31 protein-coding genes are annotated in these 24,786 nt (G+C 64.5%); 20 read left to right on the plus strand and 11 right to left on the minus strand.

The genetic code is table 11. The features are described 5' to 3' along the window. Positions 1 to 130: 130 nt before the first annotated feature. From ACVW1C_RS39615 to ACVW1C_RS39665, 11 genes are all read left to right on the plus strand, one after another. On the plus strand, positions 131 to 448 hold the full coding sequence (locus tag ACVW1C_RS39615; RefSeq protein WP_021079258.1) for an FtsB family cell division protein: 318 nt from the start codon (positions 131 to 133) through the stop codon (positions 446 to 448). Positions 449 to 653: 205 nt separating this feature from the next. Continuing rightward, positions 654 to 1,673, plus strand: coding sequence for a pyruvate dehydrogenase (acetyl-transferring) E1 component subunit alpha (gene pdhA, locus ACVW1C_RS39620; protein WP_456762847.1), 1,020 nt, complete (start codon positions 654 to 656; stop codon positions 1,671 to 1,673). 45 nt (positions 1,674 to 1,718) lie between these two features. Beyond that, entirely contained in the window at positions 1,719 to 3,110 is a 1,392-nt protein-coding gene (locus tag ACVW1C_RS39625) for a pyruvate dehydrogenase complex E1 component subunit beta (RefSeq protein ID WP_456762848.1), read from the plus strand. Positions 3,111 to 3,115: 5 nt separating this feature from the next. Further along, positions 3,116 to 3,421: a DUF5076 domain-containing protein gene (locus ACVW1C_RS39630; RefSeq protein WP_021079261.1), complete on the plus strand. Its 306-nt coding sequence runs from the start codon at positions 3,116 to 3,118 to the stop codon at positions 3,419 to 3,421. 2 nt (positions 3,422 to 3,423) lie between these two features. After that, entirely contained in the window at positions 3,424 to 4,779 is a 1,356-nt protein-coding gene (locus tag ACVW1C_RS39635) for a pyruvate dehydrogenase complex dihydrolipoamide acetyltransferase (RefSeq protein ID WP_456762849.1), read from the plus strand. A gap of 12 nt (positions 4,780 to 4,791) precedes the next feature. Further along, entirely contained in the window at positions 4,792 to 4,968 is a 177-nt protein-coding gene (locus ACVW1C_RS39640; protein WP_456762850.1) for a hypothetical protein, read from the plus strand. Continuing rightward, positions 4,969 to 5,211 carry a hypothetical protein gene (locus tag ACVW1C_RS39645; RefSeq protein ID WP_456762851.1) on the plus strand — a complete coding sequence of 81 codons (243 nt, stop codon included), beginning with the start codon at positions 4,969 to 4,971 and terminating at the stop codon, positions 5,209 to 5,211. A 17-nt stretch (positions 5,212 to 5,228) separates the two neighbouring features. Further along, complete coding sequence (gene lpdA / locus ACVW1C_RS39650) at positions 5,229 to 6,650, plus strand: dihydrolipoyl dehydrogenase (protein ID WP_456762852.1); 1,422 nt, start codon at positions 5,229 to 5,231, stop codon at positions 6,648 to 6,650. A 188-nt stretch (positions 6,651 to 6,838) separates the two neighbouring features. Further along, positions 6,839 to 8,080, plus strand: a complete 1,242-nt coding sequence (locus ACVW1C_RS39655) for a threonine synthase (RefSeq protein WP_456762853.1) — start codon at positions 6,839 to 6,841, stop codon at positions 8,078 to 8,080. 79 nt (positions 8,081 to 8,159) lie between these two features. Continuing rightward, positions 8,160 to 9,128, plus strand: a complete 969-nt coding sequence (locus ACVW1C_RS39660; protein ID WP_456762854.1) for a tripartite tricarboxylate transporter substrate binding protein BugD — start codon at positions 8,160 to 8,162, stop codon at positions 9,126 to 9,128. Positions 9,129 to 9,148: 20 nt separating this feature from the next. Beyond that, positions 9,149 to 9,514, plus strand: a complete 366-nt coding sequence (locus ACVW1C_RS39665; RefSeq protein ID WP_456762855.1) for a hypothetical protein — start codon at positions 9,149 to 9,151, stop codon at positions 9,512 to 9,514. A gap of 299 nt (positions 9,515 to 9,813) precedes the next feature. Here ACVW1C_RS39665 and ACVW1C_RS39670 read toward each other — a convergent pair whose 3' ends face one another. Next, positions 9,814 to 12,039, minus strand: coding sequence for a lytic transglycosylase domain-containing protein (locus tag ACVW1C_RS39670; protein ID WP_456762856.1), 2,226 nt, complete (start codon positions 12,037 to 12,039; stop codon positions 9,814 to 9,816). Positions 12,040 to 12,330: 291 nt separating this feature from the next. On the opposite strand from ACVW1C_RS39670, the gene ACVW1C_RS39675 reads away from it, so the two are divergent. Beyond that, positions 12,331 to 13,176, plus strand: coding sequence for an SMP-30/gluconolactonase/LRE family protein (locus ACVW1C_RS39675; protein ID WP_456762857.1), 846 nt, complete (start codon positions 12,331 to 12,333; stop codon positions 13,174 to 13,176). On the opposite strand, the gene ACVW1C_RS39680 is transcribed toward ACVW1C_RS39675, so the two are convergent. Continuing rightward, positions 13,167 to 13,388, minus strand: coding sequence for a hypothetical protein (locus tag ACVW1C_RS39680; RefSeq protein ID WP_456762858.1), 222 nt, complete (start codon positions 13,386 to 13,388; stop codon positions 13,167 to 13,169). The genes ACVW1C_RS39675 and ACVW1C_RS39680 overlap by 10 nt on opposite strands. A gap of 73 nt (positions 13,389 to 13,461) precedes the next feature. Between ACVW1C_RS39680 and ACVW1C_RS39685 the strand changes: the two genes are divergently transcribed. Continuing rightward, positions 13,462 to 13,599, plus strand: coding sequence for a hypothetical protein (locus tag ACVW1C_RS39685; RefSeq protein WP_456762859.1), 138 nt, complete (start codon positions 13,462 to 13,464; stop codon positions 13,597 to 13,599). Positions 13,600 to 13,787: 188 nt separating this feature from the next. Here the strand turns inward: ACVW1C_RS39685 and ACVW1C_RS39690 are convergent, their stop codons facing one another. Genes ACVW1C_RS39690 through dctP form a run of 3 tightly spaced genes read right to left on the minus strand, consistent with a single transcriptional unit; the run spans position 13,788 to position 16,716 of the window. Then, on the minus strand, positions 13,788 to 15,146 hold the full coding sequence (locus ACVW1C_RS39690) for a TRAP transporter large permease (RefSeq protein WP_456762860.1): 1,359 nt from the start codon (positions 15,144 to 15,146) through the stop codon (positions 13,788 to 13,790). After that, positions 15,143 to 15,697 carry a TRAP transporter small permease gene (locus tag ACVW1C_RS39695; protein WP_456762861.1) on the minus strand — a complete coding sequence of 185 codons (555 nt, stop codon included), beginning with the start codon at positions 15,695 to 15,697 and terminating at the stop codon, positions 15,143 to 15,145. The genes ACVW1C_RS39690 and ACVW1C_RS39695 overlap by 4 nt, the downstream gene beginning before the upstream one ends. Next, the gene (dctP, locus tag ACVW1C_RS39700; protein WP_456762862.1) at positions 15,694 to 16,716 is read right to left on the minus strand and encodes a TRAP transporter substrate-binding protein DctP; all 1,023 of its coding nucleotides are present in this window, start codon (positions 16,714 to 16,716) and stop codon (positions 15,694 to 15,696) included. Before dctP ends, ACVW1C_RS39695 begins: the two co-directional genes overlap by 4 nt. A 317-nt stretch (positions 16,717 to 17,033) precedes the next feature. Here dctP and ACVW1C_RS39705 point away from each other — a divergent pair, with 317 nt between their 5' ends. Continuing rightward, positions 17,034 to 17,267 carry a pentapeptide MXKDX repeat protein gene (locus ACVW1C_RS39705; protein ID WP_092114537.1) on the plus strand — a complete coding sequence of 78 codons (234 nt, stop codon included), beginning with the start codon at positions 17,034 to 17,036 and terminating at the stop codon, positions 17,265 to 17,267. 56 nt (positions 17,268 to 17,323) lie between these two features. Here ACVW1C_RS39705 and ACVW1C_RS39710 read toward each other — a convergent pair whose 3' ends face one another. Beyond that, positions 17,324 to 17,680, minus strand: a complete 357-nt coding sequence (locus tag ACVW1C_RS39710) for a DUF6481 family protein (RefSeq protein WP_456762863.1) — start codon at positions 17,678 to 17,680, stop codon at positions 17,324 to 17,326. A gap of 204 nt (positions 17,681 to 17,884) precedes the next feature. Then, on the minus strand, positions 17,885 to 18,106 hold the full coding sequence (locus ACVW1C_RS39715; RefSeq protein WP_456762864.1) for a hypothetical protein: 222 nt from the start codon (positions 18,104 to 18,106) through the stop codon (positions 17,885 to 17,887). Between the two features lie 186 nt (positions 18,107 to 18,292). Here ACVW1C_RS39715 and ACVW1C_RS39720 point away from each other — a divergent pair, with 186 nt between their 5' ends. Together ACVW1C_RS39720 and ACVW1C_RS39725 are read left to right on the plus strand one after the other, a co-directional pair. After that, on the plus strand, positions 18,293 to 18,469 hold the full coding sequence (locus ACVW1C_RS39720) for a hypothetical protein (protein ID WP_171947595.1): 177 nt from the start codon (positions 18,293 to 18,295) through the stop codon (positions 18,467 to 18,469). A gap of 140 nt (positions 18,470 to 18,609) precedes the next feature. Beyond that, positions 18,610 to 18,915, plus strand: coding sequence for a hypothetical protein (locus ACVW1C_RS39725; RefSeq protein ID WP_456762865.1), 306 nt, complete (start codon positions 18,610 to 18,612; stop codon positions 18,913 to 18,915). 77 nt (positions 18,916 to 18,992) lie between these two features. Here the strand turns inward: ACVW1C_RS39725 and ACVW1C_RS39730 are convergent, their stop codons facing one another. After that, a complete protein-coding gene (locus ACVW1C_RS39730; protein WP_171947593.1) occupies positions 18,993 to 19,169 on the minus strand; it encodes a hypothetical protein in 177 nt (58 codons plus the stop codon). 208 nt (positions 19,170 to 19,377) lie between these two features. Between ACVW1C_RS39730 and ACVW1C_RS39735 the strand changes: the two genes are divergently transcribed. The 3 genes from ACVW1C_RS39735 (at position 19,378) to ACVW1C_RS39745 (ending at position 21,332) form a co-directional block, all read left to right on the plus strand. Next, positions 19,378 to 19,593 carry a hypothetical protein gene (locus tag ACVW1C_RS39735; protein WP_456762866.1) on the plus strand — a complete coding sequence of 72 codons (216 nt, stop codon included), beginning with the start codon at positions 19,378 to 19,380 and terminating at the stop codon, positions 19,591 to 19,593. A 177-nt stretch (positions 19,594 to 19,770) separates the two neighbouring features. After that, on the plus strand, positions 19,771 to 20,685 hold the full coding sequence (locus ACVW1C_RS39740) for a 2-dehydro-3-deoxygalactonokinase (RefSeq protein ID WP_456762867.1): 915 nt from the start codon (positions 19,771 to 19,773) through the stop codon (positions 20,683 to 20,685). An 11-nt stretch (positions 20,686 to 20,696) separates the two neighbouring features. Beyond that, complete coding sequence (locus ACVW1C_RS39745; protein ID WP_456762868.1) at positions 20,697 to 21,332, plus strand: 2-dehydro-3-deoxy-6-phosphogalactonate aldolase; 636 nt, start codon at positions 20,697 to 20,699, stop codon at positions 21,330 to 21,332. A 27-nt stretch (positions 21,333 to 21,359) separates the two neighbouring features. Here ACVW1C_RS39745 and ACVW1C_RS39750 read toward each other — a convergent pair whose 3' ends face one another. Further along, a complete protein-coding gene (locus ACVW1C_RS39750; RefSeq protein WP_456762869.1) occupies positions 21,360 to 21,764 on the minus strand; it encodes a hypothetical protein in 405 nt (134 codons plus the stop codon). 1,418 nt (positions 21,765 to 23,182) lie between these two features. On the opposite strand from ACVW1C_RS39750, the gene ACVW1C_RS39755 reads away from it, so the two are divergent. Further along, on the plus strand, positions 23,183 to 23,572 hold the full coding sequence (locus ACVW1C_RS39755; protein WP_456762870.1) for a hypothetical protein: 390 nt from the start codon (positions 23,183 to 23,185) through the stop codon (positions 23,570 to 23,572). Positions 23,573 to 23,936: 364 nt separating this feature from the next. Here ACVW1C_RS39755 and ACVW1C_RS39760 read toward each other — a convergent pair whose 3' ends face one another. Both ACVW1C_RS39760 and ACVW1C_RS39765 read right to left on the minus strand, forming a co-directional pair. Continuing rightward, positions 23,937 to 24,611 carry a DUF992 domain-containing protein gene (locus ACVW1C_RS39760; protein WP_456762871.1) on the minus strand — a complete coding sequence of 225 codons (675 nt, stop codon included), beginning with the start codon at positions 24,609 to 24,611 and terminating at the stop codon, positions 23,937 to 23,939. 7 nt (positions 24,612 to 24,618) lie between these two features. Then, a complete protein-coding gene (locus tag ACVW1C_RS39765) occupies positions 24,619 to 24,753 on the minus strand; it encodes a hypothetical protein (protein ID WP_456762872.1) in 135 nt (44 codons plus the stop codon). Between the last annotated feature and the right edge of the window lie 33 nt (positions 24,754 to 24,786).

Here is a 24,786-nt window from a genome sequence, read left to right on the forward strand (position 1 = left end):
TCCAGACTTCTTGTTTTGACGGGTTTTTCACGCGAACCGCTATCCATCCGGGATCAAGTCCGGGACAGGCTTCGCTCGAAAACGCTCTGGTTTAGCACTCCGTTAACCGCATGGCCGCATCTTCGCGGCCATGGTTTCCCGCACACGCCTCAAATCGATTCTGACCGGGCTTGCCCTCTACACGCTGGCGGCGCTGATGGTCGGCTATTTCGGCGTCAACGCCTACACCGGCAAATATGGCCTCAACGCGCGGCAGGAGCTCGACCAGGAAATCATCGCGCTGACCTCGGAGCTGGCGCGGCTGAAGAAGGAACGGGCCGAGGGTGAGCAGCGGGTGTCGCTGCTGCGGTCGGACCGGGTCGATCCCGACATGCTGGACGAGCGTGCGCGCTTCCAGCTCGATTACGCCAACCCACGCGATCTGGTTCGGATCAACAAGTCGAACTGACACCGGCAGTGGTTTTGGGCAGCGCTTGTCCGAAAATAACGCGCGGCCGTTCTTCAAATTTCAAAATTGATCAATCAACATCACAAAAATGTCGCGCCGCGTTGCAGTGCGGCATAGCAAAATTCCATCCGGCGAATGCAATCCTTCCAAGGCGATTTGAGTTGGGTTAGAGAGGGTTCTTCGACTTCTCTCACCCGGAATTGCCATGGCCACACCCAAGAAAACCGTCGCAAAGGAATCAGGGCAGGAGAAGGCTGGCTCTCCGCCCGAATTCTCCAGGGAGCAGGAGCTGAAGGCTCTGCGGGACATGCTCCTGATCCGGCGCTTCGAGGAGAAGGCAGGTCAGCTCTACGGCATGGGTGCGATCGGCGGCTTCTGCCATCTCTATATCGGCCAGGAAGCCGTCGTGGTCGGCATGCAGATGGCGCTGAAGCCGGGCGACGAGGTCATAACCGGCTACCGCGACCACGGCCACATGCTGGCTTGCGACATGGAAGCCAAGGGCGTGATGGCGGAATTGACCGGACGCCGCGGCGGCTATTCCCGCGGCAAGGGCGGCTCCATGCACATGTTCAGCAAGGAGAAGCATTTCTACGGCGGTCACGGAATCGTGGGCGCGCAGGTTTCGCTCGGCACCGGCCTTGCATTCGCCAACCGCTATCGCGGCAACGATAACGTCAGCGTGACCTATTTCGGAGACGGCGCGGCCAACCAGGGCCAGGTCTACGAAAGCTTCAACATGGCGGAGCTGTGGAAGCTGCCGGTGATCTACGTCATCGAGAACAATCGCTATGCGATGGGCACCGCGGTGTCGCGCGCCTCGGCGCAGCAGGACTTCTCCAAGCGCGGCGTCTCCTTCAACATTCCCGGCAAGCAGGTCGACGGCATGGACGTGCGCGCCGTGAAGGCCGCCGCCGATGAGGCCACGGCATGGTGCCGCGGCGGCAACGGTCCGATCATTCTCGAGATGCAGACCTACCGTTACCGCGGCCATTCGATGTCCGATCCGGCGAAGTACCGCACCCGCGAGGAGGTCGAGAAGGTCCGCCACGACCAGGACCCGATCGAGCAGGTGCGCAACCGCTTGCTGGCGGCAGGCGCGAGCGAGCAGGACTTGAAGGCGATCGACGCCGAGGTGCGCGAGATCGTCAACGCAGCCGCCGACTTCGCGCAGCACGATCCTGAGCCCGATCCGTCCGAGCTCTACACCGACATCTACCGCTGACCCCACCCGCGCAGAAGAATTTCAAGACCGATTTCGGGAGCTGATATGCCCATTCAAGTGCTGATGCCTGCGCTGTCGCCCACCATGGAGAAGGGCAACCTCGCCAAATGGCTGAAAAAGGAAGGCGAGACCATCAAGTCCGGTGACGTCATCGCCGAGATCGAGACCGACAAGGCGACGATGGAGGTCGAGGCGACGGACGAGGGCACGCTCGGCAAGATCCTGATTCCGGAAGGCACCGCCGACGTCGCGGTGAACACGCCGATCGCCACCATTCTGGCCGACGGCGAAAGCGCCGCCGATCTGGCCAAGGCGCCTGCCGCTCCCGCGCCGAAGCCCGCCGAGGCCGCGCCGGCTGCGGAAGCCAAGGCGGAAGCGCCGCAGCCCGCGGCGAAGGCGCCCGCAGCGCCCGTCAGTGAGGCGCTGCCCGATCCGGAAATTCCCGCAGGCACCGAGATGGTCACCCAGACCATTCGCGAGGCGCTGCGCGATGCGATGGCCGAGGAGATGCGGCGCGACGGCGATGTCTTCATCATGGGCGAGGAGGTCGCCGAGTATCAGGGCGCCTACAAGGTGACGCAGGGTCTGTTGCAGGAGTTCGGCGCCCGGCGCGTGATCGACACGCCGATCACCGAGCACGGCTTTGCCGGCGTCGGCGTCGGCGCCGCGATGGCCGGGCTGAAGCCGATCGTCGAGTTCATGACCTGGAATTTCGCGATGCAGGCGATCGACCAGATCATCAACTCCGCCGCCAAGACGCTGTATATGTCCGGCGGCCAGATGGGCTGCTCGATCGTGTTCCGCGGCCCGAACGGCGCCGCGGCGCGCGTCGCCGCCCAGCACAGCCAGGACTACGCCGCCTGGTACTCGCAGATCCCGGGTCTCAAGGTGATCGCGCCGTACTCGGCCGCCGACTACAAGGGTCTGCTCAAGGCCGCGATCCGCGATCCCAATCCGGTGGTCTTCCTCGAGAACGAAATGCTGTACGGCCACACCGGCGAGGTGCCGAAGCTGCCGGATTTCGTGGTGCCGATCGGCAAGGCGCGCATTGCCCGCGTCGGCAAGGACGTCACCATCGTCTCCTGGGCGATGGGCATGTCCTATGCGCTGAAGGCCGCCGATGAACTCGCCAAGGAAGGCATCGAGGCCGAGGTGGTCGATCTTCGCACCATCCGTCCGATGGACACCGAGACCATCATCAATTCGGTGAAGAAGACCGGCCGTGCGGTCACGGTGGAGGAGGGCTGGCAGCAGAGCGGCGTCGGCTCCGAGGTCGCCGCCCGCATCATGGAGCATGCCTTCGACTATCTCGATGCGCCGGTCGCGCGCGTCTCGGGCAAGGACGTGCCGATGCCCTATGCCGCCAACCTCGAAAAGCTCGCTCTGCCGTCCGTGGCCGAGGTGGTCGCGGCCGCCAAGGCCGTGTCCTACCGGTAACGCCGATGGCCGGTCCCAAGGAGCAGCCGCTGCCGCCTGACGTGATGGGCCGCGACGACGCCGTCGAGGTGCTACGCGCCTTCGTCGTCGACGGCGGCCTGTCGATCGCGTTCCAGCGCGCCTTCGAGGAGCCGGACATGTGGGGGCTGATGCTCGTCGACATCGCCCGCCACGCTGCGCGCGCCTATTCGCGCGAGAGCGAATACACCGAAGACGAGGCGCTCGCGCGCATCGTCGAGATGTTCGAAGCCGAAATCGCCCGGCCGACCGACATGGGCCAAACCAAACCGCGGTCGCAACAAGGTCACTGACAATGCCGATCAATATTCTCATGCCCGCGCTGTCGCCGACGATGGAAAAGGGCAACCTCGCCAAGTGGCTCAAGAAAGAGGGCGACAAGGTCAAGTCCGGCGACGTGATCGCGGAGATCGAGACCGACAAGGCGACGATGGAAGTCGAGGCGGTCGACGAAGGCACGATCGCCAAGATCCTGGTGCCCGAGGGCACCCAGGATGTGCCGGTCAACGACGTCATCGCCGTGATGGCGGGTGACGGCGAGGATGTGAAGGCGGCGGCCAGCGCCAGTGCGGGCGCTGCACCGGCCGCCAAGCCCGCCGAGGCCCCGAAGCCCGCCGCCCCGGCCGCGGCTTCCGCAGCGGCTGCGCCTGCACCACAGCCGGCAGCAGCGCCTGCAGCCGCGCCGCAGGCTGCTGCGCCGGCCGCGCAAGCCAATGGCCACGCTCGCGTGTTCTCCTCGCCGTTGGCGCGGCGTCTTGCGAAGGAAGCCGGCATCGATCTCGGCCGCATCACCGGCACCGGCCCGCACGGCCGCGTCATCGCGCGCGACGTCGACGACGCCAAGTCCGGCAAGGGCCTGAAGGCGCCGGCGGCTGCGCCGGCCGCCACAGGTCCCAGCATCGCACCGTCGATGTCCGACAAGCAGATCCTGGCGCTGTTCGAGCCGGGCTCCTATGAGGTCGTGCCACATGACGGCATGCGCCGCACCATCGCGCAGCGTCTCACCGCCTCGGTGCAGAACGTCCCGCACTTCTACCTCACGATCGACTGCGACATCGGCAAGCTGCTCGCCGCGCGCGAGGAGATCAACGCGGCTGCGCCGAAGGACAAGGAGAAGAGGCCGCTCTACAAGATCTCGGTCAACGACTTCGTCATCAAGGCGATGGCGGTCGCGCTGCAGAAGATCCCGAACTGCAACGTCAGTTGGACCGAGGGCGGCATGCTGAAGCACAAGCATTCCGACGTCGGCGTCGCGGTGGCGATGCCGGGCGGCCTGATCACGCCCATCATCCGCAAGGCCGAGACCAAGACGCTCTCGACCATCTCCAACGAGATGAAGGATTTTGCCGCGCGCGCCCGCGCCCGCAAGCTGAAGCCTGAGGAATACCAGGGCGGCACCACCGCGGTGTCGAACCTCGGCATGTACGGCATCAATCACTTCACCGCCGTGATCAACCCGCCGCACGCCTCGATCCTCGCGGTCGGCACCTCGGAGGAACGTCCGGTGGTGCGCGGCGGCAAGATCGAGATCGCGCACATGATGAGCGTGACGCTGTCGTGCGATCACCGCGCGATCGACGGCGCGCTCGGCGCCGAGCTGATCGGCGCCTTCAGGCAGCTGATCGAAAACCCCGTGATGATGATGGTGTGACGGGCATCAGCCATGTACGCGATCTACGGTCCGTACGTCCTGCTCGCCGCCGTTGCCGTCGCGTTGCTCGTCGCGGTCAACCGCGACCTGATATCGACGATCCAGTTCAGGATCATGATGGTCGGCGCCGCTGTGCTGGCGCTGGCGTGGACCGTGTTCCTCGGTGCGGTATGGCAGGAGTACGGATAGATGGCCGGCACGGCTCGCACGCGCTGGCCCTGGATCTCGCTGCTGCTGTCGGCCGCGCTGGTGTGCAATCCGGTCGGATTCGATTTTCTGCACTCCGCGTTTTTCGCCGGCGAACAGCTGGCGCGGAACATCGCCCAGCCGATCGTGCTGACGGCCCTGGCCACCATGGCCGTGGCGATCGGGCTCGAATGGCTGGTCAGGTCGTTGATCGCAAGAAGCCGCGCGCGCGGCGTCACAAATTGAGTTGAACGGGAGCCGCCATGGCCGACACATCCTTTGACGTCATCATCATCGGCTCCGGCCCCGGCGGCTACGTGACCGCGATCCGCGCCGCGCAGCTCGGCTTCAAGACCGCGATCGTGGAGAAATCCTATCTTGGTGGCATCTGCCTGAACTGGGGCTGCATCCCGACCAAAGCGCTGCTGCGTTCCGCCGAGATCTATCACTACATGCAGCACGCCAAGGATTACGGGCTGTCGGCCGATAACGTCTCGTTCGATCCGAAGGCCGTGGTGCAGCGCTCGCGCGGGGTCTCGAAGCGTCTCAACGACGGCGTCGGCTTCCTGATGAAGAAGAACAAGGTCGCGGTGATCTGGGGCGATGCCACGATCGACGCGCCCGGCAAGATCACGGTGAAGAAGTCGGCGGTCGAGGCGCCGAAGGGCGCCAGCGGCGAGGGCACCTACCAGGCCAAGCACATCATTGTCGCGACCGGCGCGCGGCCGCGCGTGCTGCCCGGGCTCGAGCCCGACAAGAAGCTGATCTGGACCTATTTCGAGGCGATGGTGCCGGAGCGGATGCCGAAGTCGCTGCTGGTGGTCGGCTCCGGCGCGATCGGCATCGAGTTCGCCTCGTTCTTCCACACCATGGGCTCTGACGTCACCGTGGTCGAGGTGCTGCCGCAGATCCTGCCCGTCGAGGACGCCGAGATCGCGGGGCTGGCACGCAAGCGGTTCGAGAAGATGGGCATCAAGATCATGTCCTCGACCAAGGTGACGAAGCTGGAGAAGAAGGCCGACAGCGTGGTCGCGACCATCGACGACGGCAAGGGCCAGCCGCAGACCAAGGAGTTCGAGCGCGTGATCTCGGCGGTCGGCGTGGTCGGCAACATCGAGAATCTCGGGCTGGAGAAGCTCGGCGTCAAAACCGACCGCGGCTGCATCGTGATCGACGGCCTCGGCAAGACCAATGTGCCCGGCATCTACGCGATCGGCGACGTCGCGGGACCGCCGATGCTCGCGCACAAGGCCGAGCATGAGGGCGTGATCTGCATCGAGGCGATCAAGGGCCTGCATCCGCACCCGATGGACAAGCTGATGATCCCGGGCTGCACCTATTGCAACCCGCAGGTCGCCTCGGTCGGCCTCACTGAAGCCAAGGCCAAGGAAGCCGGCCGCGAGATCCGCGTCGGCCGCTTCCCGTTCGTTGGCAACGGCAAGGCGATCGCGCTCGGAGAGGACCAGGGCCTCGTCAAGGTGGTGTTCGACAAGAAGACCGGCCAGCTGCTGGGCGCGCACATGATCGGCGCCGAGGTCACCGAGCTGATCCAGGGCTATGTGGTGGCGATGAATCTGGAGACCACGGAGGAGGAATTGATGCACACCGTGTTCCCGCATCCGACTTTGTCGGAAATGATGAAGGAAGCGGTGCTCGACGCCTACGGGCGCGTGCTGAATATCTAGTCTCTGCTCCGTCATCCCCGCGCAACGGCTTTGCCGTTGTCGCTGGAGGCGCTCGCGCAGCGAGCCTCGAAGGACGGACGGCCCGGATCGAGCAGCGGGGCTCGTCGCCCTTCGAGACGCGCTTCGCGCTCCTCAGGGTGACGGGTCTGGCAAAACGAACTCGCAAAGAACAGGAAAGAGCGCCTCTCGTGAAAGATAACGACAACCTCACCATCGAACGCCCGACCTTCGTGACCCACCTCGAATGCGCGATGGAGGGCGACCATTATGCGGCCGATCAGGTGCACAACCTATCGAAGGCCGGCAAGCCACTCCTGGTGCGCTACGATCTCGCCGGGGTGAAGAAGGCGCTCACGAAGGACGCGCTGGCCGAGCGCCCCGCCGACCTGTGGCGCTACCGCGAGCTGTTGCCGGTGCGCAAATGCATGGACATCGTCAGCCTCGGCGAGGTCACGACGCCGCTGATCCGGCTGCCGAGGCTTTCCGCAAGGCTTGGCGGCGGCGAGATCATCGTCAAGGACGAGGGGCGGCTGCCGACCGGCTCGTTCAAGGCGCGCGGCCTCGTCATGGCGGTCTCGATGGGCAAGGCGCTCGGCATCAAGCACATGGCGATGCCGACCAACGGCAACGCCGGCGCGGCGCTCGCGGCCTACGCGACCTCCTGTGGGATCAAGACCACGATCTTCTGCCCCGCGGATACGCCGGAGGTGAATGTCAGCGAGATCGAGCTGCAGGGCGCCACCGTCTATCGCGTCAACGGCTATATCGACGACTGCGGCAAGATCGTCGGCGAAGGAAAAGCAAAAGTCGGCTGGTTCGATACGTCGACCCTGAAGGAGCCGTACCGGATCGAGGGCAAGAAGACCATGGGCCTCGAGCTCGCCGAGCAGCTCGGCTGGGACGTGCCCGATGTGATCTTCTATCCGACCGGTGGCGGCACCGGCCTGATCGGCATGTGGAAGGCATTCGACGAGCTCGAGAAGATCGGTTTCATCGGTTCGAAGCGCCCGCGGATGGTCGCGGTGCAGGCCTCCGGCTGTGCGCCGATGGTGCGCGCCTATGAGGCCGGCACCGAGCATGCGGCGCGCTGGGAGGACGCTCACACCATCGCCTCGGGCATCCGCGTGCCGCAGGCGATCGGCGACTTTCTCATCCTGCGCGCGGTGCGCGAGAGCAAGGGATTTGCGATCGCGGTCGACGACGACAAGATCACCGCCGCCCTCAACGAGGTCTCGCGCGAGGAGGGACTGCTGCTGTGCCCCGAGGGGGCAGCGACCTATGCCGCCTACAAGCAGAGCCTTGCCGACGGCCGCGTCACCAAGGCCGACCGCGTGATGCTGTTCAATTGCGCCAGCGGCCTGAAATACCCGCTGCCGCCGGTGACCCGCGCGCTCGACAGGCACAAGCCGATCGACTTCTCGCAGTTCTGACGCCTCGTCCGAAGGGCCATCTTGTCGAAAGGTGGCCCTTCGAAAATGATACGACAACGAAGATTGAGGGGAGCGCGTGATGCGGAAGCTGGTTCTGGCCGTGCTGGCGATGTTGGCGTTTACCGGGAGCGTTTCGGCGGAAAGCTGGCCCGCGCACCCGATCACCATCGTCGTGCCGTTCGCCGCCGGCGGTCCGTCGGATGCGATGGCGCGCATCCTCGCCGAGCGCATGAAGCAGTCGCTCGGCCAGGTGGTTCTGATCGAGAACGTGACCGGAGCTGGCGGCTCGCTCGGTGTCGGCCGTGCGGTGCGCGCGGCGCCGGACGGCTACACTGTCTCGTTCGGCCATCTCGGCACCCATGTTGCGAACGGCGCGATCTACAAGCTCGGCTACGACCTCGTCGATGATCTCGAGCCGGTGGTGCTGCTCCCGAGCAATCCGATGATCATCGTCAGCAAGAACGCCGTGCCGGCGAAGTCGCTGAAGGAACTTTTGGAGTGGCTGAAGTCGCGGCCGGCGCCGCCGACCGCGGGCACCGCCGGCGCCGGCAGCGGCAGCCATATCGCCGGGCTCTATTTCGAGAACGTCTCCGGCATCAAGCTGCAATACGTGCCCTATCGCGGCACCGGGCCGGCGCTGAACGACCTCGTCGCCGGTCAGATCGATATCATCGTCGACCAGACGTCGAACTCGATCAACCAGGTCCGCGCCGGCAACATCCGCGCCTATGCGGTCACCGATTCCAAGCGGGTCGCGAACGCGCCTGAGGTCCCGACCGTCGACGAGGCCGGCCTGCCGGGCTTCCACATGACGCTGTGGTCCGGGCTCTGGGTGCCGAAGGGCACGCCGAAGGAGATCGTGGACAGGCTCAACGTCGCGGCGATCCAGGCGATGAACGATCCTGCCGTGAAGAAGCAGCTTGAAAATCTCGGCTTGCAGATGCCGCCAAAGGACCAGCTCAAGCCGGACGCACTCGGCGCCTGGCAGAAGGCGGAGATTGCAAAATGGTGGCCGATGATCAAGGCCGCCAATGTGAAGGTGGATTGAGGTTACAAGGGTGCCGTTGGATGGCTTGGCAGATGTTGCGCAACTACTTGCGAAGCGCTGTCCGGGTGGCCAATCTGATTGCCTACGGTCTCTCGATTCTTATTATTCATAAACTTCAGCCCGTCGCCGCAAAGGCCTACAACGACCTTTGCGCGAGCCAGGGAATGATGTTTGGCGAGGGACAATCCGTCAGAACGCTCGTCCTTGCAATGATCGTCATTGCAATGCCGGTTCTTCTCGCCCGCAGCAACACTCTTGTCGTATCGAACTTGATTATGGGACTGATTACCGTCGCGGGGGCCGCCGGATTGCTCTCAACCGCGGGAAACACACCATACGAATGCTTCACGACAAGCGGCACCTATGAGATCATACGTCAGGGTTAGACGGATTCGGCTTTTGGTTCATATTTGTCCTCGCCGTGTCGTACGTTCTCTTGCTTGTCGATTGGGCGATTTGGGCGTCGAGGATGGCTATCGCCCGGTGGTGGCCGATGATCAAGGAAGCCAATGTGAAGGTGGATTGAGGGGGCCCTCCGCGTCGTCCCGGCCTAGCTAGTGCGCAATTGCGCACAGAGGCCGAGATCCATACGCCGCGGCCGACGTAAGGGGCAATCGGCTCAACGATTTGCGAACAACTTACAATGGTGGTTATGCGCCCCGGCCTTCGCCGGGACGACGCTGCATTATTGCGGCGGCATTGCCTCACCCGGCGCCGCGTTGCTCTCCTGCGTCACGACGCGCTCGCCGCTCTTTGCCGCCAACGCCGTGCCGGCGTCCTCGAACCGCGCCTGATAGACCGCGAAATTCTCCATCACGCGCTGGACGTAGTTGCGCGTCTCCGAGATCGGAATCCGCTCCACCCAATCGACCGGATCGACCTTGGGGTCACGCGGGTCGCCATAGGCCTTGATCCAGTCGCGGACGCGGCCGCGGCCGGCGTTGTAGCCGGCAAAGGTCATGATGTGGCAGCCGCGATATTCCGCCAGCAGCGCGCTCAATTCGGCGGCCCCCATCTGGGTGTTGTAGACCGGATCGGAAACCATCCGGCTCCAGTCATAGCTGACGCCGAAGCGCTTGGCGGTGTCGCGGCCCGCTTCGGGCGTCACCTGCATCAGCCCGACGGCGTTGGCCGCCGACTTGTCGCGCTGGTCGAACGCGCTTTCGGTGCGCGCGATCGAGTAGGTCATGCTGCGCCCGATATCGGGGGCGATCGGGGTGTGCTTGGGAATGCCGATGACCGGGAAAGCGTAATGGTCGAAGGCAAAGCCGCGCGCCAGCGCGATCTTGCCGATCTGCAGCATGGTGCGGGCATCGTTGCGGCGGCCCGTGAGCTCGCCGAGCGCCTCGAGCATGCCGACGTCGGCGCTTTCCTCGGCGAGGTCGGCAGCGAAATAGAGCACGATGTCGGGCTCGCCGATCGCATAGAGCATGTCGGCGGCACGTACGCGCTCGTCGGCCGCCATGCTGCCGGCGCTGGCCGCCGGCGAGGGCGCGCGCAGCTCGACGCCGTCACGGCCGAGCCTGGCCAGCGCGAGCTGACCGTAATAGGCGGTCGGGTAGCGCGCCGCGGCCTGGTAGTCGGCCCGCATCGCTGCGGTGTTGCCGAGCGCCTCGGCGGCACGGCCGCGCCAGTAGGCGGCGCGTGCCAGCACGGTCGGGTTGGTCTGGCCCTCGTCGATATGGGCGAAATGCCCCGCGGCGGTGTTGGCATCATTGAGATAGCGCAGCGCGATCCAGCCGCGCATGAAGTGCATGTCGGAGCGGTAGTACGGATTGTCCGGCGGCGCCGCGCCGCGGATGACCTCATAGGCGGCCTGGTACTCACCCTGGTCGAGCAGCTTGCGGGCGAGGATGCGGCGCTCGCGCCACCACTGGTCGGTGTCCTGCTGCGCCATCGTCTCGGGCGCCGCGGCAATCGTCACGCGCGCCGCATCGTCGATCCGGTTCTTCGCGAGCAGCCACTGGATGCGGCAGAGGGTGTAGCCGAGGTCGCTACGGGCGTCCGCCGGCACGTCGTTGAGTGTGTCCTCGGCCTTGCTGGATTGCCCGCGGACCGCGCCGCAAGCCTTCACGATGGCCAGCTCGTCGCTGCCGAGGTGCTGTGCCGCGCGCCGCGCGCCGGCGAGATCCTTGGCGCCGATCCGCTTGTCCATGCGCGCGCGATGATCGTCGCGCGTGAGCAGGTCCTTGAATGCGTCGTAGGCGTCGCTCTCGGTGCGGTCGGACAGGTCTTCCGAGCGCCAGGCCTCGCGCACCAGCCGCGTGGCGCCGTCGCGATCGCCTTCGGCGAGCAGCGTGCGGGCGAGCGCGAATTTGCCCTTGGCGCTGATCGGCTGATCGAGCGTGAAGCCGTGCACCGTGGCCGGATCGCTGCGCTCCTGCCATATCCGCGCTTCAGCCCGCTTGCGCAACAGCGTGACGCTTGGCCAGTCCGGGTTGGCTGCGATGAATGCCGCATAGCGGCTGAACGGCGCATTCGACTCGGGGTGACGCAGCAGATACCACTCGACGAGCTTCCGCCCGACCGGGTCGGTGATCTTTGCTTGGATATCGGTCGCGTCGCTGGTCTTGCCGCGGCGCGCGGCGAGGATCGCGTCCCTGATCGTGGCGAGATCGCCCGACAATTGCGGCCCGGCGGGTTTCTCCGGCTCGGGCGCCTTCGAGGCCTCGGTGGACTTGGACGGCGCCGATTTGGCCTTCGCTGATTTGCGTTTGTCGGCGCCATGCCTGGCATGGCGCCGCTTGCCGGCGGCGCTCTCGCGTGTCGCCTTGGCGCCGTGCGCCTTCTTGTCCCCGTGGCCGCTCTTGGCCTGGTGCTGATGATGTGGTTTGGCGCCTGCCTCAAGCGGAAGCAGCGCGAGCACGGCCACCGTGGCGAGGCACGCCACCGGACGTAGGCAACGGTTCATTCCCTGGCCCCCCTGAAACGATCAGGCACAAACGGAACGCGTCGTACGCGGCACATCCGCCGCAGATTACCACCACCCTCGATTCTCGAGCGTTAATGCAGCTGCAACTCAACAGGGAAAACACGGCGAAATATGGAATAAGACGAGCGGAACCCGCGGGAACCGGGGTTTTGAGGGCGTTTTTGAAGGGCCCAAGACTCCGGTTTGACCGGTCCCAGCGGGGATATATTCTCATCAGACGTGGGGCGGGGCGCTTCTCATGTCAGATCTGTTCTTTCAGGCCGGTGCGTCATGACGGCTCGGCTCAGAACCATCCTGGATGGTGGGCGCTATTTCGAGGGCCCGCGCTGGCATCGCGGGCGGCTCTGGTTCGTCGACTGCATGGCGCGGACGCTGCTCAGCATCAGCCCGTCGGGCGAATTGCAGGAGCATGCCGCGGTGACCGGCGACACGCCGTGCGGTCTCGGCGTGCTGCCCGATGGAGACATCGTTGTGCTGACGATGTTCAGGAAGCGGCTGCTGCGATTTTCCGGCGGCGCGCTGTCGCTGTATGCCGATCTCTCCGGGATCGCGACCGGTACGATCGACGACATGATCGTCGACGGGCAGGGCCGTGCTTACGTCGGCGATCTCGGCTTCAATCTGCCGCCGCCGGAGGGCCGCGGCGCCGTCGGCCGCATCATCCTGGTAATGTCCGACGGCAGCGCCCGCGTCGTCGCCGACGGATTGCGTTTTCCGAACGGCATCGCCGTGTCTTCGGATCACCGACGGCTCGTCGTCGCGGAAATGGATGGCGCATGCCTTGCCGGCTACGACATCGCGCCGGACGGCGGCCTGAGCCTTCGCGGGCGGTTCGGTCGCGTCAACGATCCGGACGGCATCTGCCTCGATGGCGGCGCAGTCTGGGTCGCGTCGTTCACGGAAGATGCCTTTGTCCGGATCGATCGCAATGGTGTGGAGCGCCAACGCGTCACGGTGACCGGCCGCCGCGCGCTCGCCTGTGCGCTCGGCGGCGCGGACCGCAGCACGCTGTTCTGCCTGAGCGCGGAGACGTCCCACGAAGAGCTGCGGAAGGGCAAATCGGTGTCGCGGATCGACGTCATCGAGGTCGATACACCTGGCGACGGCTATCCCTGAGCCTTCTTCTTTTTCTTCTCTTTCTTCTTCAGGATCTCCGCTTGGCTCCTGAAGGCGCGGGCAAGGGAGCGCATCTGGTTGGCGACGACGGCGTCGGCCGTCGCCGACGCGACCCGTTCAGCGGTCTGCGCCTGCTTGCGAATTGCCTTTGCCATTTTCATGGAAGAGGCAATCGCGCTATGGCGCACCGGTTCCGGCGCGAGCGACGGCACCTTGCGGTCTTGTTGCGATCTTGATCTATGTTCTTGTTTCGTTCATATTCGGGTGCTCCCGGAGACCGCCGCCATGGATGCCGAACGAGACCGCGAGATCATCAGGCTCTGGAATGAGCTCCGCCGGCTGCAGCCCGAGGGACGCCCGACAACGGTCATGGTCCGCCGGATCGAGAAGGCGCTTGCAGAACGCGAGCGGGAGGCGGCCTGAATCGCCTGTTCTTGATAGGCTCAACCGCAGGCAATTTCGGAATATTAGAAGAATACCCCTGAGTTGCCCGACTTGTCAAGTTGCCCGGTCGAACGCCGGCAGCTGCCGGCTGCTTTACATGGGGTTGTTTTCGATATTTTGGTAGCGCCCTCTGCGACGGCCGCTCCAAACCTTCTGATTCGGTAAAATTAGCGTCCGCCGTCCGGCCCCATCACCAGATTGGGCAGCCAGGTCGAGATCTCCGGGAAGAAGCACAGCATCAGCACGGCGAACATCATCAGCAGCACGAACGGCAGCGTGCCCCAGATCACCTCGCTCAGCGGGATGTCGGGCGCGACGTTGCGGATGACGAAGATGTTGAGGCCGACCGGCGGGTGGATCAGGCCCATCTCCATCACGATGGTCATGACGACTCCGAACCAGATGATGTCGAACTCGGCGGCGCGGAGCGGCGGCAGGATGATCGGCGCGGTCATCAGGATGATCGAGACCGGCGGCAGGAAGAAGCCGAGCACGATCACCATCACGAGGATCGCAAACAACAGCTCCCAGCGCGGCAGGTGCATCGCGACGATCGCCTCCGCCGCCGACTGCGAGATGTGCAAATAGCTCATCACATAGGAATAGAGCAGCGACATGCCGATGATCAGCATCAGCATGGTCGACTCGCGGATGGTCGATTTCAGGATCGGCGACAGGTCGCTGGGTTTCCACACGCTGTAGATCACGGCGATCAGGCCGAGCGCCAAGAGGCCGCCGAGGCCGGCGGTTTCCGACGGCGTGGCATAGCCGCCATAGAGTGCGATCATCACGCCGGTCAGCAGCAGCACGAACGGGATCACGCGCGGCAGCGCGCTGAAGCGTTCGGCCATGGTGAATTCGTCGCGCTGCAGGATCGCCGCGTCCTTGCCGGTCGCGTCGTAGACGGCGCGGGCCGTCGCGTATTCCTTGCGGAAGCGGAACACGGCGTAGCAGCCGAACAACGACACCAGCAGCAGTCCGGGACCGATGCCGGCAAGAAACAGCCGCCCCAGCGATTTCTCGGCCGCGACGGCGAACAGGATCATCGTGATCGAGGGCGGCAGCAGGATGCCGAGCGTGCCGCCGGCGGCGATGATCCCCGCGGCAAAGCCGCCGGAATAGCCGCGCTTGCGCATCTCGGGGATGCCGGCCGAGCCGATCGCCGAGCAGGTGGCGGGCGAGGAGCCGGCCATCGCCGCGAACAGGGCGCAGGCGAACACGTTGGCGACGCCGAGGCCGCCGGGCACGCGGTGCAGCCAGGCATGCAGCGCCGAGTAGAGATCCTGGCCGGCGCGCGATTTGCCGATCGCAGCGCCCTTCAGGATGAACAGCGGGATCGACAGCAGCGTGATCGAGGCCATCTCCTCGTAAACGTTCTGGGTCACCGTATCGAGCGAGGCCGCGGGCATGTAGATCGCCATGAAGACGACCGCGACCGCACCGAGTGCGAAAGCGATCGGCATGCCGGAGAACATCGCAAACAGGGTGGCAAGCCCGTAGGAGACGCCAATACCAAACACGGTCATCGGCGCGCGCCACCGGTCAGCGGAATGAGGATTTGCAGTAGGAGCTGCACGCAGAGCAGGGTCATGCCGAGCGCCATCAGCCCATAGGGGATGGCGAGCGGCGGCGACCACATCGAGTTGGACACCTGGCCGTCCACATAGGCTTCATGCGCCAGGGTCCAGGACTTCCAGGCGAAGAAGGTGCAAAACGCGAAGCTTGCGACATCGACCAGCCACAGCCTGATGCCGTTGGCGCGGGCCGAGAGCAGGCCGACAAACGCCTCGATGCTGACATGGCCGCGCTGACTCTGCACATAGGCCGAGGTCATGAAGGTAGCGCCGACCAGCAGGAACACGGCGGCCTCGTCCTGCCAGTAGTTCGGACTGTGGAACAAAGCGCGGCCGAGCACGCTGTAGCTCAGGATCGCGCAGGCCGCGATCAAGGCGAGCGCGGCGAACACCACGATGATGTTGTTGCAGACGGACAGCGCCCGCCCGAGCAGCGCCACGGGTGTATTGCCGGTGGCGAGGCTTGGGGCTTCGGCTTGATCCGCGACCGGACCATGCATCATGCGGCGACGTCGCTTGCGAGCTTCAGCAGGTTGGCTGATGTCGCCGTCTTGGCGCCGTAGTCCTTCCAGGCGGTGTCGCGCGCGATGTCGCGCCACTTGCCGACAATGGCGGCGTCGAGCGCGCTGACCTTGGCGCCCGCCTTTTCGTAGACCTTGGTGACTTCAATATCGTCGTCCTGCGCCCCCTTGCGGCCGAACGCCTCGAGGTCGGCGCCGACGGCGAGGATGATGTCCTGCTGGCTCTTCGGCAGCTTGTCGAAGATCGCCTTCGACATCATCAACGGCTCCAGCATGAACCAGTAGGAGGCGCCGGCGCCCGAGGTCAGCGACTTCGCAACTTCCTCGAGGCGGAACGAGATCAGGCTGGTGGAGGAGGTGATGCCGGCATCGCAGGCGCCGGTCTGCATCGCGGCGTAGATCTCGTTTGAGGGCACCGACAGCACGGCGGCGCCGGCGGTCTGCAGCACCATGTCCATCTCGCGCGAGCCGCCGCGCACCTTGAGGCCCTTGGCGTCTTCGGGCGCCACGATCGCCTTGGAGCGGCTCGCGACGCCGCCGGCCTGCCAGACCCAGGAGATCAGCAGAATGCCCTTGTCGGCGAGGAAGTCGCTCAGCGCTTTGCCGACGGGCTCCTTCTTCCAGCGCAGGCCCTGGTCGTAGGTCGTCACCAGGCCCGGCATCAGGCCGATATTGGTTTCCGGCAATTCGCCGCCGGCATAGGGCATCGGATAGAGGCTGAGATCGAGCGCGCCCTTGCGCATCGCCGAGAACTGCGCGTTGGTCTTGATCAGCGAGGAGTTCGGATAGACCTCGGCAGTGAGGTCGCCGCCCGAGCGCTTGGCGACCTCGGCCGCGAACATCCGGCACAGCCTGTCGCGGAAATCGCCCTTGTCGATGGTGCCGCCGGGGAACTGATGCGAGATCTTCAGCGTGGTCGCGGCATGCGCGGTCCCGACACCCATCCGCAGGACGGCGGGTGCGGCGAGGGCGGAAGCGAGGATGTGGCGGCGTGTGAGCATGGTTCTCCCCCTGAAGAGCTTCTTGAGTGGCTGTTAGACCGGCGCGGAGCTTTAGCTTAGCCGGTCTTCGCGTGAAACTTCTCTAGTCTGATAGTTCGAGGCGCCCTGTTAGTGCGGGCCGGCAGGCGATCGCAAGTTTTGCCGTTGCTGCGGCGCACACTGCGCCGCCGCCCGATCCTCGCGCGATGAGCGATGGGCGTACGCGCCGGGATGCTTCAAGAATTTGTTATTGAAGGTAACAACCGGCGGCGCAAGTGCGTCGAGGAGAGAGCGGCAAGTCGTCGCGCTCACATTCGACCACACAAGGGATCATCATCATGACCACCAAGACCCGCCTCGGCCTTTCCGCCGCGCTGCTCTCGTTCAGCCTCGCGCTTGCGCCCGCCGCCTTCGCTCAGGACAAGATGGGCAAGGACGATGCGATGAAGAAGGAAGGCACGATGTCCAAGGATGCCATGAAGAAGGACGATGGCATGATGAAGAAGGACGATGCCATGAAGAAGGATGGCGGCGCGATGATGAAGAAAGACGACGGCATGAAGAAGAACTGACCGCCGCCACCGCTCATCCTTCACAGGCCCGCCGCCGTGGCGGGCCTGGTTGCGCCTCAGCGCTTCTTCTTGCCTCGCTCCTTGCGCGCCGCGTAGCGGGCGTCGCGCTTGGCCTTCTGCTCGGCCTCGAGCGCAGCCAATCGTGCGATTTCCTCTTCCTTCTCCCGCGCAATGCGGGCGGCCTCGGCTGCGGCGGCCTCTTCCTCGCGGCGCTTCCGTTCGGCCTTCTCGATTTCACGGGCTTCCCTGGCCTTGGCGCGGCGTTCGGCGATAGCCGCGCGCTCCTCGGCCCGCGCCTTCACGGTCGGATCGTCAGCGCCCGGCTGGGTGCGAAACTTGTTGAGGAGGTTTTGCCGCGCCTGCAGGGCCGCTTTCTGGCGGTCGGCAAAACCCGGTTCCTTGAAGCCACTCATAGAGGAAGCCTGCTGCTTTCTGTTCGTTGATGGATGGGGTTCGGTTCGGCGTTCAATAAGTGAATGGCAGCGAAAAGGCCAGTGGTGAACGAGGGGCTGTGGAGCAAAGGAGATATGAGCAGACGGCAATTGGCCGACGGCGGTGTTTGCGCCCGGCTGGCGGCCGGCGTGGTGAGTGGTTGGTCACCGAACCTGCCGACAGGCCTAGCCGCGCTGAAACTGCTCGCGCCGGCTATTGCCGAGCACCTTGGCGACCGTCTCGGCGGTCATTGCGCTCCGGTCCGAGGCGCGCTGCGCTTCCAGCCGGTCGCGCGCCTTTTCGGTGATCAGAAGGCTGATCAGCCGCAATCTGCTGGCCTCGTCGACAGCTTCCGAGAGCAGCTGCCTGTAATGCTGATAATCGTAACTCGCTTCTTGCTCGCTCACCGGCACGCCCCGCACACGCGCTCCACTCGGTGAGCAGTTTTTCGCGAGTCGCGCGAGCCCGCAATGGAATTGCAGGGCCGATCGCTGCCGGCGCGCATTTCGTTGTGCGACTGTTGCAGAATTGATCGCACGCAACCGTGCAAACGGTCATGATGCGGGCGATAGCGAGAGGGAACCGAAGCGGCCATGAGCGAATCCGAAGACGGAGGCAACCGCCGCGGGGCGCTGATCGGACTGCTGGTCGCGGTGGTCATGCTCGCGGTCGGTCTCTGGCTTGCGCATGACCTGACGGCGGCGAGCAAGATGCAGGACTGCCTGATGTCGGGCCGGACCAACTGTAATGTGATCGAGCCGGCGCGCTGACTCTGCCTTGCGGCAGTGCAATATGGCTCCCACATCGAGCCCAAAGACTCGGGCTGAACTGTTTGGTCCCGGTTGTGACTGCGGTCACACACGGGCAGGCGGGCTGCCTCGACTCCCAGAGATCGGCGGGAACCAAGGCCATGATGTCCAAGCTGTGGTCCGGAACGGGCGCGGCACTGGCTGCCGCAGCGGCAGCGGGTGCCGTTTTGGTAGCGTATCTATCCCTGACGCTGGCGTCGCCAGAACCGGTGTCGAGCGCGGCGCTCGGACCTGCGTGGCAATGCAGCCGGGTGGCTTTCGTGATGACCACCTGCACGCGGGCGGGCGAGGATGAACAAGAGGCCAGGGCTGAGCGCGAGGTCAAGGCTGAGCGTGAGGTCAAGACCGAGGGCGAGGTCAAGGCGATCCCGGTGCGGGCCAAGGACGATTGTCCCCCGGAACCCTAGATCTTTGTTTCTGACGCGTCGTCTTCGAGCGGATCGGTGCCCACGCGAGAGCGCTGCGGCCGCCGCGGTATTTCAAACTATTTCTTGGTGGCGCCACGCGGCTTGATGGAGAGGCCAAGGCGCATCGCCATCTTCTTGATTCGCTCCGGCGAACGGCCGGTCGCCTTCACGACCTCCTCAAGCGACTTGGAGGAGCGCGCCAATTCCATCAGTCGTCGGTCCTCCTTGAACGACCACCGCGGCTTTCGGGCCATCTTGTTGGTATCCTTGTGCATTGCTGGGCAACAAAGCCGCCAGGCGGGGTCGCCTGACGGCCTTGCCGGTGTGGGCCCGGACCTTGGGGAAATGTCCGGTGGATAAGCAATACTGCTTCCGGATCAGGTCGCAATTGAAACCGAAATTTAACCTAACCTATCAAGGTTACTTGCAATGATATTTGGATAGAGCGTGGCAGGAGGCCTTATGCGCAAGGTCGCCATTTTGAGTGCCGCAGCATTTTTACTGTCCGGTTGCTGGTCCGACCCGGAGATCACGGGATCGACCAACAGCTGCGCGGCCAATCTTTATAGTCAGTACAATCCCAAGGTCATGGATCAGTGCGTCAACGCCTGCATCAAGTGTGACCATGGCAGCGTCACGACCTGCACGACCTCCTGTACGCTGAAGGGCGCGCGGTAACCGATCCGCGCGATCGCCGACGCGAACAGGGCCCGGCGGTCGCATGCGCGCGCGTTCGCGTGATCGCGTAGCGTCGCGATATTGGCGCGCCTTGCGCAGCGTGATGAACGCCGTTATCGCGTCTAGTCAGCGGCGCCATCGCCGAGCCGGAAACCAAAAAGCGTGGAACAGAGCGCGATGAGCGGGCCTGCCTATGTCGCGGTCGATTGGGGCACCAGCAGCTTCCGGCTCTGGCTGATGAGCGCTGACGGCGAGGTGTTCGGCGAACGGCGCAGCGACGAGGGCATGACGGCGGCCGCCAGGACCGGCTTCGCGCCGGTGCTGCAATCGCATCTCGACGCGCTGGGCGCGGCGGCCAATCTGCCGGTCGTGATCTGCGGCATGGCCGGCGCGCGGCAGGGCTGGGTCGAGGCCGGCTATGTCGACACACCGGCGCATCTCTCCGATATCCTCAAAGGCGCCGTCGTGGTCAGCGGGCAGCCGCGCGATATCCGCATCCTGCCCGGGATTGCACAGCGCGATGCTGCGGCCCCTGATGTGATGCGTGGCGAGGAAACCCAGTTGCTCGGCGCGCTCGGTCTGGATGCGCCGGGTGAGGCCCTCGTTTGCATGCCGGGAACCCATTCCAAATGGGTGCGCCTGCACAATGGAACTGTCGAGCGCTTTGCGACCTTCATGACCGGCGAGTTGTTCAGCGTGGTTGCGCGCGACACCATTCTGTCGCATGCCGTCGCCGGTGCGGAAGAGGCCGCTGATGCCGATGCGTTCCGCTCGGCCGTCGTCGAGGCGTTCGCAACGCCGGCGCTATCGGCCAATTTGCTGTTTCGGGTGCGATCCCGGCAGTTGCTGTTCGGCGGCAGCGGGCAGGCCGCGCGTGAGGCGATCTCGGGCACGTTGATCGGTGCTGAGCTGGCGGCCGGCCTTGCGGAGCGGGAGCGAGCAACGCCGGTTACGCTGATTGCATCGGGCCGGCTGCAGCGGCTCTATCGGATCGCGCTCGAAAGCCTTTCGATTCCGCTCAACGTGATGGATGCGGAGGAGGCGGTTCGCCGTGGCCTCGCCGGCGCCGCGGCGGCGATCTGGACCAATTGAGGGATCAACGTATGAGCATTCCGTTTCCTCCGATGAAGCGTCCGCTGGTCGCGATCCTGCGCGGCGTCAAGCCGGACGAGGCCCTGGGCATCGTCAGCGCGCTGCTCGAGGCTGAAATGACCGCGATCGAGATTCCGCTGAACTCCCCCGAGCCGTTCCGTTCGATCGAGATCGCGGCGAAGCGGGCGCCCGCTGATGTCCTGATCGGCGCCGGCACGGTGCTGACCGCGGGAGACGTCGATCGTCTCCATGATGCCGGCGGACGCCTCATGGTGTCGCCGAACGTCGATGTCGACGTGCTGGCGCGCGCCCGGCACCACGCGATGATCACGATGCCTGGTGTGTTCTCGCCGACGGAAGCGCTGCTCGCCGCACGCGCGGGTGCCTCGAGCCTGAAGTTCTTTCCGGCAAGCGTGCTCGGCGCTTCCGGTATCTCGGCGATCCGCGCCGTACTGCCGCCGGATGTGATGCTCGCCGCGGTCGGCGGCGTCTCGGATCAGAATTTCGCGGAATACGTGAAGGCGGGCATTCGCGCCTTCGGTCTCGGCAGCAGCCTCTACAAGCCGGGCATGACGGCCGCCGATGTTGCGGTCAGGGCGAAAGTTACGATCGAAGCGTATGACAAGGTCGTGCAGAGCGCGCGCTAGGCCCGGTCCGTAATTGCTGAACGCGGGCTAATCGTCGCGCTTGCCGCCGTCGATCACCCTGAACAACGGGGCTGCCTCGCGAGGATTCTCGAGCAGCTCTTCGACCATGGCGATCGCGGCCGCGACGTATTTCCCGGTCGCGGCGTCCAGCGGCCGTTCGGCTTCGTCTGCCAGCGCGAGCTTGGCGCCTTCGAGCAGTTTGCGGGTGCGGATGGCGGACTCGTCGCCGGAGGTCAGGGCGGCGCGCGCGATCGATCGCAGCACGAACAGCTCGCCTTCCAGCCGCAGCAGGCGGTCGTTCAGCTTGCTCAGCACAGTATTCAGATTACGCATGTCGTCCTCTCCGGGCGTTGGACCCGTCTTCCATACACGGTCATTCCTGACGAAATTCTTGTGCCCGCCACGCACACCATCTGGCTCGTCGAACGGCATCGCCGGCCACCTTAAGTTCCTGGCGGCCCTGGCCGGCGTTGTCGTCTGGCGGAGCGATTTGTGGATCACGGCGCATAGCCCCAGTCGAGTGTCCGCGGTCCGGCGCCCCGGCCGGGCGCCGTGGGCGCATCCGCTTCATTCAAGACGACGGAACGCATATGGCTGGTAGCGGAAGCGGAGCGCCCGCAGGGCCAGGTCGCAGTTCCGTGCGAGAGGAAGGCATGATGCTGAAACGACCGCGCGACCACGCCGGCGGGGATTCGTCGCGAACTCGGCGCTGCCGGTCTGGCGGAGGCGTTCAAAAAGCGCCCGCCGTATCAACGCAACGACTATCTGCCATTGGATCGACCGCAGCGTGCGGGCCGTCGCCAAGCGCAAGCGGGTCGACCAGATGCTGGAAGAATTGAAAGCCGGCGGGGTCTATATGGGAATGGCGTATCGGCCGAGCAAACGGGCGAGGTGATCGTTCTCTCGGCGCGGTCGCGATGGTCGTCAGGAGCAAATGCGATGCGTTGTGTCTTGGCACTTGGCCTACTGGTCATCCTGTGCGTATCGGCGAGCGCCGCGACACGGCGTCACCCCCATCCACGCCAACCCGCAACCGTTCGTTCGCCCGCGTCTGCAACGCCGGCGGCGCGCTTCGCGGTTCCTGGCTGGAGCGACGAGTCGACACGCCAGTGGCTCGACCGCGCCTCGGAAAATGTCGGCCGAGGCGGATAGTGCGGTAGCCCCCGGCGCCAAACTCAATCGGCGCCGTCGTCTTCGGTTCCCCGAGAGTTCGATGCCGAGCGCCCGCTGTATTGCCGGGGAACGCCCGCGGCCCTGCTCGTGCTCACCTTCGCTTTCACGTAGTTCCTTCCGTGCGCGCCGCGCGGTCCGCATCGCTCGCTTGATATTTGAATCGTGCGAGTCCTCGTCGAAGAAGAGGACGATCTCGCAGCTCGGGCACTGACGCGGGTAACCGTGCTGCAGCCGCTTGGCGCGATCACGAAAGACGTTCTTGCAGCGTGTGCAACGGATCTGGACGGGGTCTTCCATATCGATCCCAAAATATCGACGAACAATGAGCGCGCTGGAACCGCTTTGACGAAGCAAATCCAGATTAAGAAATCGCGAAGCAGGCCGCCCAAGATCGCTGCGAGAATCGGAACCTGCAACGTGGCGAACAGAATACGATCGGCATCTCAAACGCCGTCGGAACTTTGTTCACGCACGGAGAGCTACGGAATCGTTTCGTGCGCTGAATGATAAAGAACACGACGCGCTTTCAAAGCAGACCATGAGCACGAAAAAAGAAAGGCCTCAACGCGTGGGCCACGCTGAGGCCAAGTTGACACTTTGGTCGTGAGGCACCGTCACCAGCGCCTCGGCGCTTAACCTACCTTTGTTTCTCTCCAGTCAAATAGCCCATATGGGCCATGATCGCTGGCACAGAACGTGCAGAGTTGGAGCTGTCAGGATTTTGCATCACCTTCCTGGGGCTAGGAGCAGCGCCGTCCGCCTATATTTCAAGCGGGCGGCGTTGTGCATTTCGTGCGCTGCGCCGAGCGATGAGCGATCTCTATCTTCGCCCGGTGCCGTCACAAGTTGCTGTTCTCGATGCCGCCGAACGGCGTGCACTATCTCCGACCTTTGGTCCGCGGCACGACAAACTTCATTGCATTGCGTACAAGATCGGCTCGTTGACGGTGCCGGTCTCGCGATTGCTCGATCTCGTTGAGAGCCCAGACGAGACAAGCGCCCAGGCAGCTACACAGCAGCATCAGCCAGAATGCTCGTCCGGCGCTTTCCATGATGTCACGGAATGAGAGCGCTAGGCATCGGCTGCGTGGGTAGCGGAACAAACGCGTTAGGCTGGCCCCGCGGCATTGCCAGAACAGCAAACACCGTTACGGTGACCGTCAAGAGCTTCGCCATGAAATTCGTCAGCGAATGGTTGTAAGAATTCTCGAAGCTTAGCACTCGAATTGCGATACGCCTGTGAACCCTCTCACATGAACGGAACGTACGTGAATTCAGGCGGCTTGTTGGATGAGGATCAAGCCGCAATTCTCGGCAATCTGCCGCTAGATTGTGCTCGCGTGCCTCTTGCCACGGAATGCCGCACCGACTTGCGCACCAGGAGCATCGGCGTTGTGCATTTCGGCAGCCGGTACGTGGCTTCGATCAGGATCAGCGATCCATCGGCCGCATTTCCAGGCTCTCGATCTTGACCGGGGGAGTCGAGAAAGCATCCTCGTTCAACGGATGCAGCGTGATTGGAGTATCCGTGCCACCGGTGAGGACATTGTCGCCCGCGCCGCTTGCGCGGATGTAACTGCCGGCGAGTTGGTCGAGCCCGAGCCACGGCACTGGCGCCATCACCTTCCAGATCAGCGCGACCTCCTCGTCGCCGATGAAAATGCCGAGGTTGGGAATGGCTGCGACGTAACGACTGTCCGGTGCGCTATCGGCATGCAGCACGCAATCGAGATTGGTGACCGCGCCGAGGACGAAACCGGTGTCGGGGCCGCCGCGACAGGCGAGCGTTCCGGCCTGCACCTGTTGTGCCTCAGCGGTTGCGATGGGCGTGGCGAGAACTGCCGCACCCCACAGCGCAACGATGACCCAATGACCCGTCGTACGCATGGCGCTGTACAACGCGAATGGACGCGCGATCGGTCCACGCTCTCGCGCGCGGCCTTCGTTGGTGGTTAAGAGAACCTTAGAATCGGGGGCGCCAACGAAACTACGCCGCCGGGCTCGAAATGAATTGTCCCGGCGGCGGTCTGTTTCAACCTGGGCCCGCAATCCCAGTGATGTTTTGTCTGCAAGACCGGCGCCAAGGTTCGAGGACCCCGTATTCATACGGGCGCTAGCGTCTCGCGACGGTCTGGTGTTGGCTGCTGACCTTCTTGTGCCCCGGCGGAGCTCCGATTGTCACCCAGACCACCGCGGCAATCACCATTGCCGTCAGGATGGCGCCGACCAAGGGCTGATCGTTGTCCATGCTCCGCGCCTGTTCAGATATGTTGCTCCAGCT

The organism is Bradyrhizobium sp. USDA 4011 (genome assembly GCF_054063415.1).

Excerpts from the sequence above, each read along its gene's own strand:
- ACVW1C_RS39615 (WP_021079258.1), top strand. The coding sequence starts at position 131 with ATGGTTTCCCGCACACGCCTCAAATCGATTCTGACCGGGCTTGCCCTC.
- pdhA (WP_456762847.1), top strand. The coding sequence starts at position 654 with ATGGCCACACCCAAGAAAACCGTCGCAAAGGAATCAGGGCAGGAGAAG.
- ACVW1C_RS39625 (WP_456762848.1), top strand. The coding sequence starts at position 1,719 with ATGCCCATTCAAGTGCTGATGCCTGCGCTGTCGCCCACCATGGAGAAG.
- ACVW1C_RS39630 (WP_021079261.1), top strand. The coding sequence starts at position 3,116 with ATGGCCGGTCCCAAGGAGCAGCCGCTGCCGCCTGACGTGATGGGCCGC.
- ACVW1C_RS39635 (WP_456762849.1), top strand. The coding sequence starts at position 3,424 with ATGCCGATCAATATTCTCATGCCCGCGCTGTCGCCGACGATGGAAAAG.
- ACVW1C_RS39640 (WP_456762850.1), top strand. The coding sequence starts at position 4,792 with ATGTACGCGATCTACGGTCCGTACGTCCTGCTCGCCGCCGTTGCCGTC.
- ACVW1C_RS39645 (WP_456762851.1), top strand. The coding sequence starts at position 4,969 with ATGGCCGGCACGGCTCGCACGCGCTGGCCCTGGATCTCGCTGCTGCTG.
- lpdA (WP_456762852.1), top strand. The coding sequence starts at position 5,229 with ATGGCCGACACATCCTTTGACGTCATCATCATCGGCTCCGGCCCCGGC.
- ACVW1C_RS39660 (WP_456762854.1), top strand. The coding sequence starts at position 8,160 with ATGCGGAAGCTGGTTCTGGCCGTGCTGGCGATGTTGGCGTTTACCGGG.
- ACVW1C_RS39665 (WP_456762855.1), top strand. The coding sequence starts at position 9,149 with ATGGCTTGGCAGATGTTGCGCAACTACTTGCGAAGCGCTGTCCGGGTG.
- ACVW1C_RS39670 (WP_456762856.1), bottom strand. The coding sequence starts at position 12,039 with ATGAACCGTTGCCTACGTCCGGTGGCGTGCCTCGCCACGGTGGCCGTG.
- ACVW1C_RS39675 (WP_456762857.1), top strand. The coding sequence starts at position 12,331 with ATGACGGCTCGGCTCAGAACCATCCTGGATGGTGGGCGCTATTTCGAG.
- ACVW1C_RS39685 (WP_456762859.1), top strand. The coding sequence starts at position 13,462 with ATGGATGCCGAACGAGACCGCGAGATCATCAGGCTCTGGAATGAGCTC.
- ACVW1C_RS39690 (WP_456762860.1), bottom strand. The coding sequence starts at position 15,146 with ATGACCGTGTTTGGTATTGGCGTCTCCTACGGGCTTGCCACCCTGTTT.
- ACVW1C_RS39695 (WP_456762861.1), bottom strand. The coding sequence starts at position 15,697 with ATGATGCATGGTCCGGTCGCGGATCAAGCCGAAGCCCCAAGCCTCGCC.
- dctP (WP_456762862.1), bottom strand. The coding sequence starts at position 16,716 with ATGCTCACACGCCGCCACATCCTCGCTTCCGCCCTCGCCGCACCCGCC.
- ACVW1C_RS39705 (WP_092114537.1), top strand. The coding sequence starts at position 17,034 with ATGACCACCAAGACCCGCCTCGGCCTTTCCGCCGCGCTGCTCTCGTTC.
- ACVW1C_RS39710 (WP_456762863.1), bottom strand. The coding sequence starts at position 17,680 with ATGAGTGGCTTCAAGGAACCGGGTTTTGCCGACCGCCAGAAAGCGGCC.
- ACVW1C_RS39720 (WP_171947595.1), top strand. The coding sequence starts at position 18,293 with ATGAGCGAATCCGAAGACGGAGGCAACCGCCGCGGGGCGCTGATCGGA.
- ACVW1C_RS39725 (WP_456762865.1), top strand. The coding sequence starts at position 18,610 with ATGATGTCCAAGCTGTGGTCCGGAACGGGCGCGGCACTGGCTGCCGCA.
- ACVW1C_RS39730 (WP_171947593.1), bottom strand. The coding sequence starts at position 19,169 with ATGGCCCGAAAGCCGCGGTGGTCGTTCAAGGAGGACCGACGACTGATG.
- ACVW1C_RS39735 (WP_456762866.1), top strand. The coding sequence starts at position 19,378 with ATGCGCAAGGTCGCCATTTTGAGTGCCGCAGCATTTTTACTGTCCGGT.
- ACVW1C_RS39740 (WP_456762867.1), top strand. The coding sequence starts at position 19,771 with ATGAGCGGGCCTGCCTATGTCGCGGTCGATTGGGGCACCAGCAGCTTC.
- ACVW1C_RS39745 (WP_456762868.1), top strand. The coding sequence starts at position 20,697 with ATGAGCATTCCGTTTCCTCCGATGAAGCGTCCGCTGGTCGCGATCCTG.
- ACVW1C_RS39750 (WP_456762869.1), bottom strand. The coding sequence starts at position 21,764 with ATGCCGTTCGACGAGCCAGATGGTGTGCGTGGCGGGCACAAGAATTTC.
- ACVW1C_RS39755 (WP_456762870.1), top strand. The coding sequence starts at position 23,183 with ATGATCGCTGGCACAGAACGTGCAGAGTTGGAGCTGTCAGGATTTTGC.
- ACVW1C_RS39760 (WP_456762871.1), bottom strand. The coding sequence starts at position 24,611 with ATGAATACGGGGTCCTCGAACCTTGGCGCCGGTCTTGCAGACAAAACA.
- ACVW1C_RS39765 (WP_456762872.1), bottom strand. The coding sequence starts at position 24,753 with ATGGACAACGATCAGCCCTTGGTCGGCGCCATCCTGACGGCAATGGTG.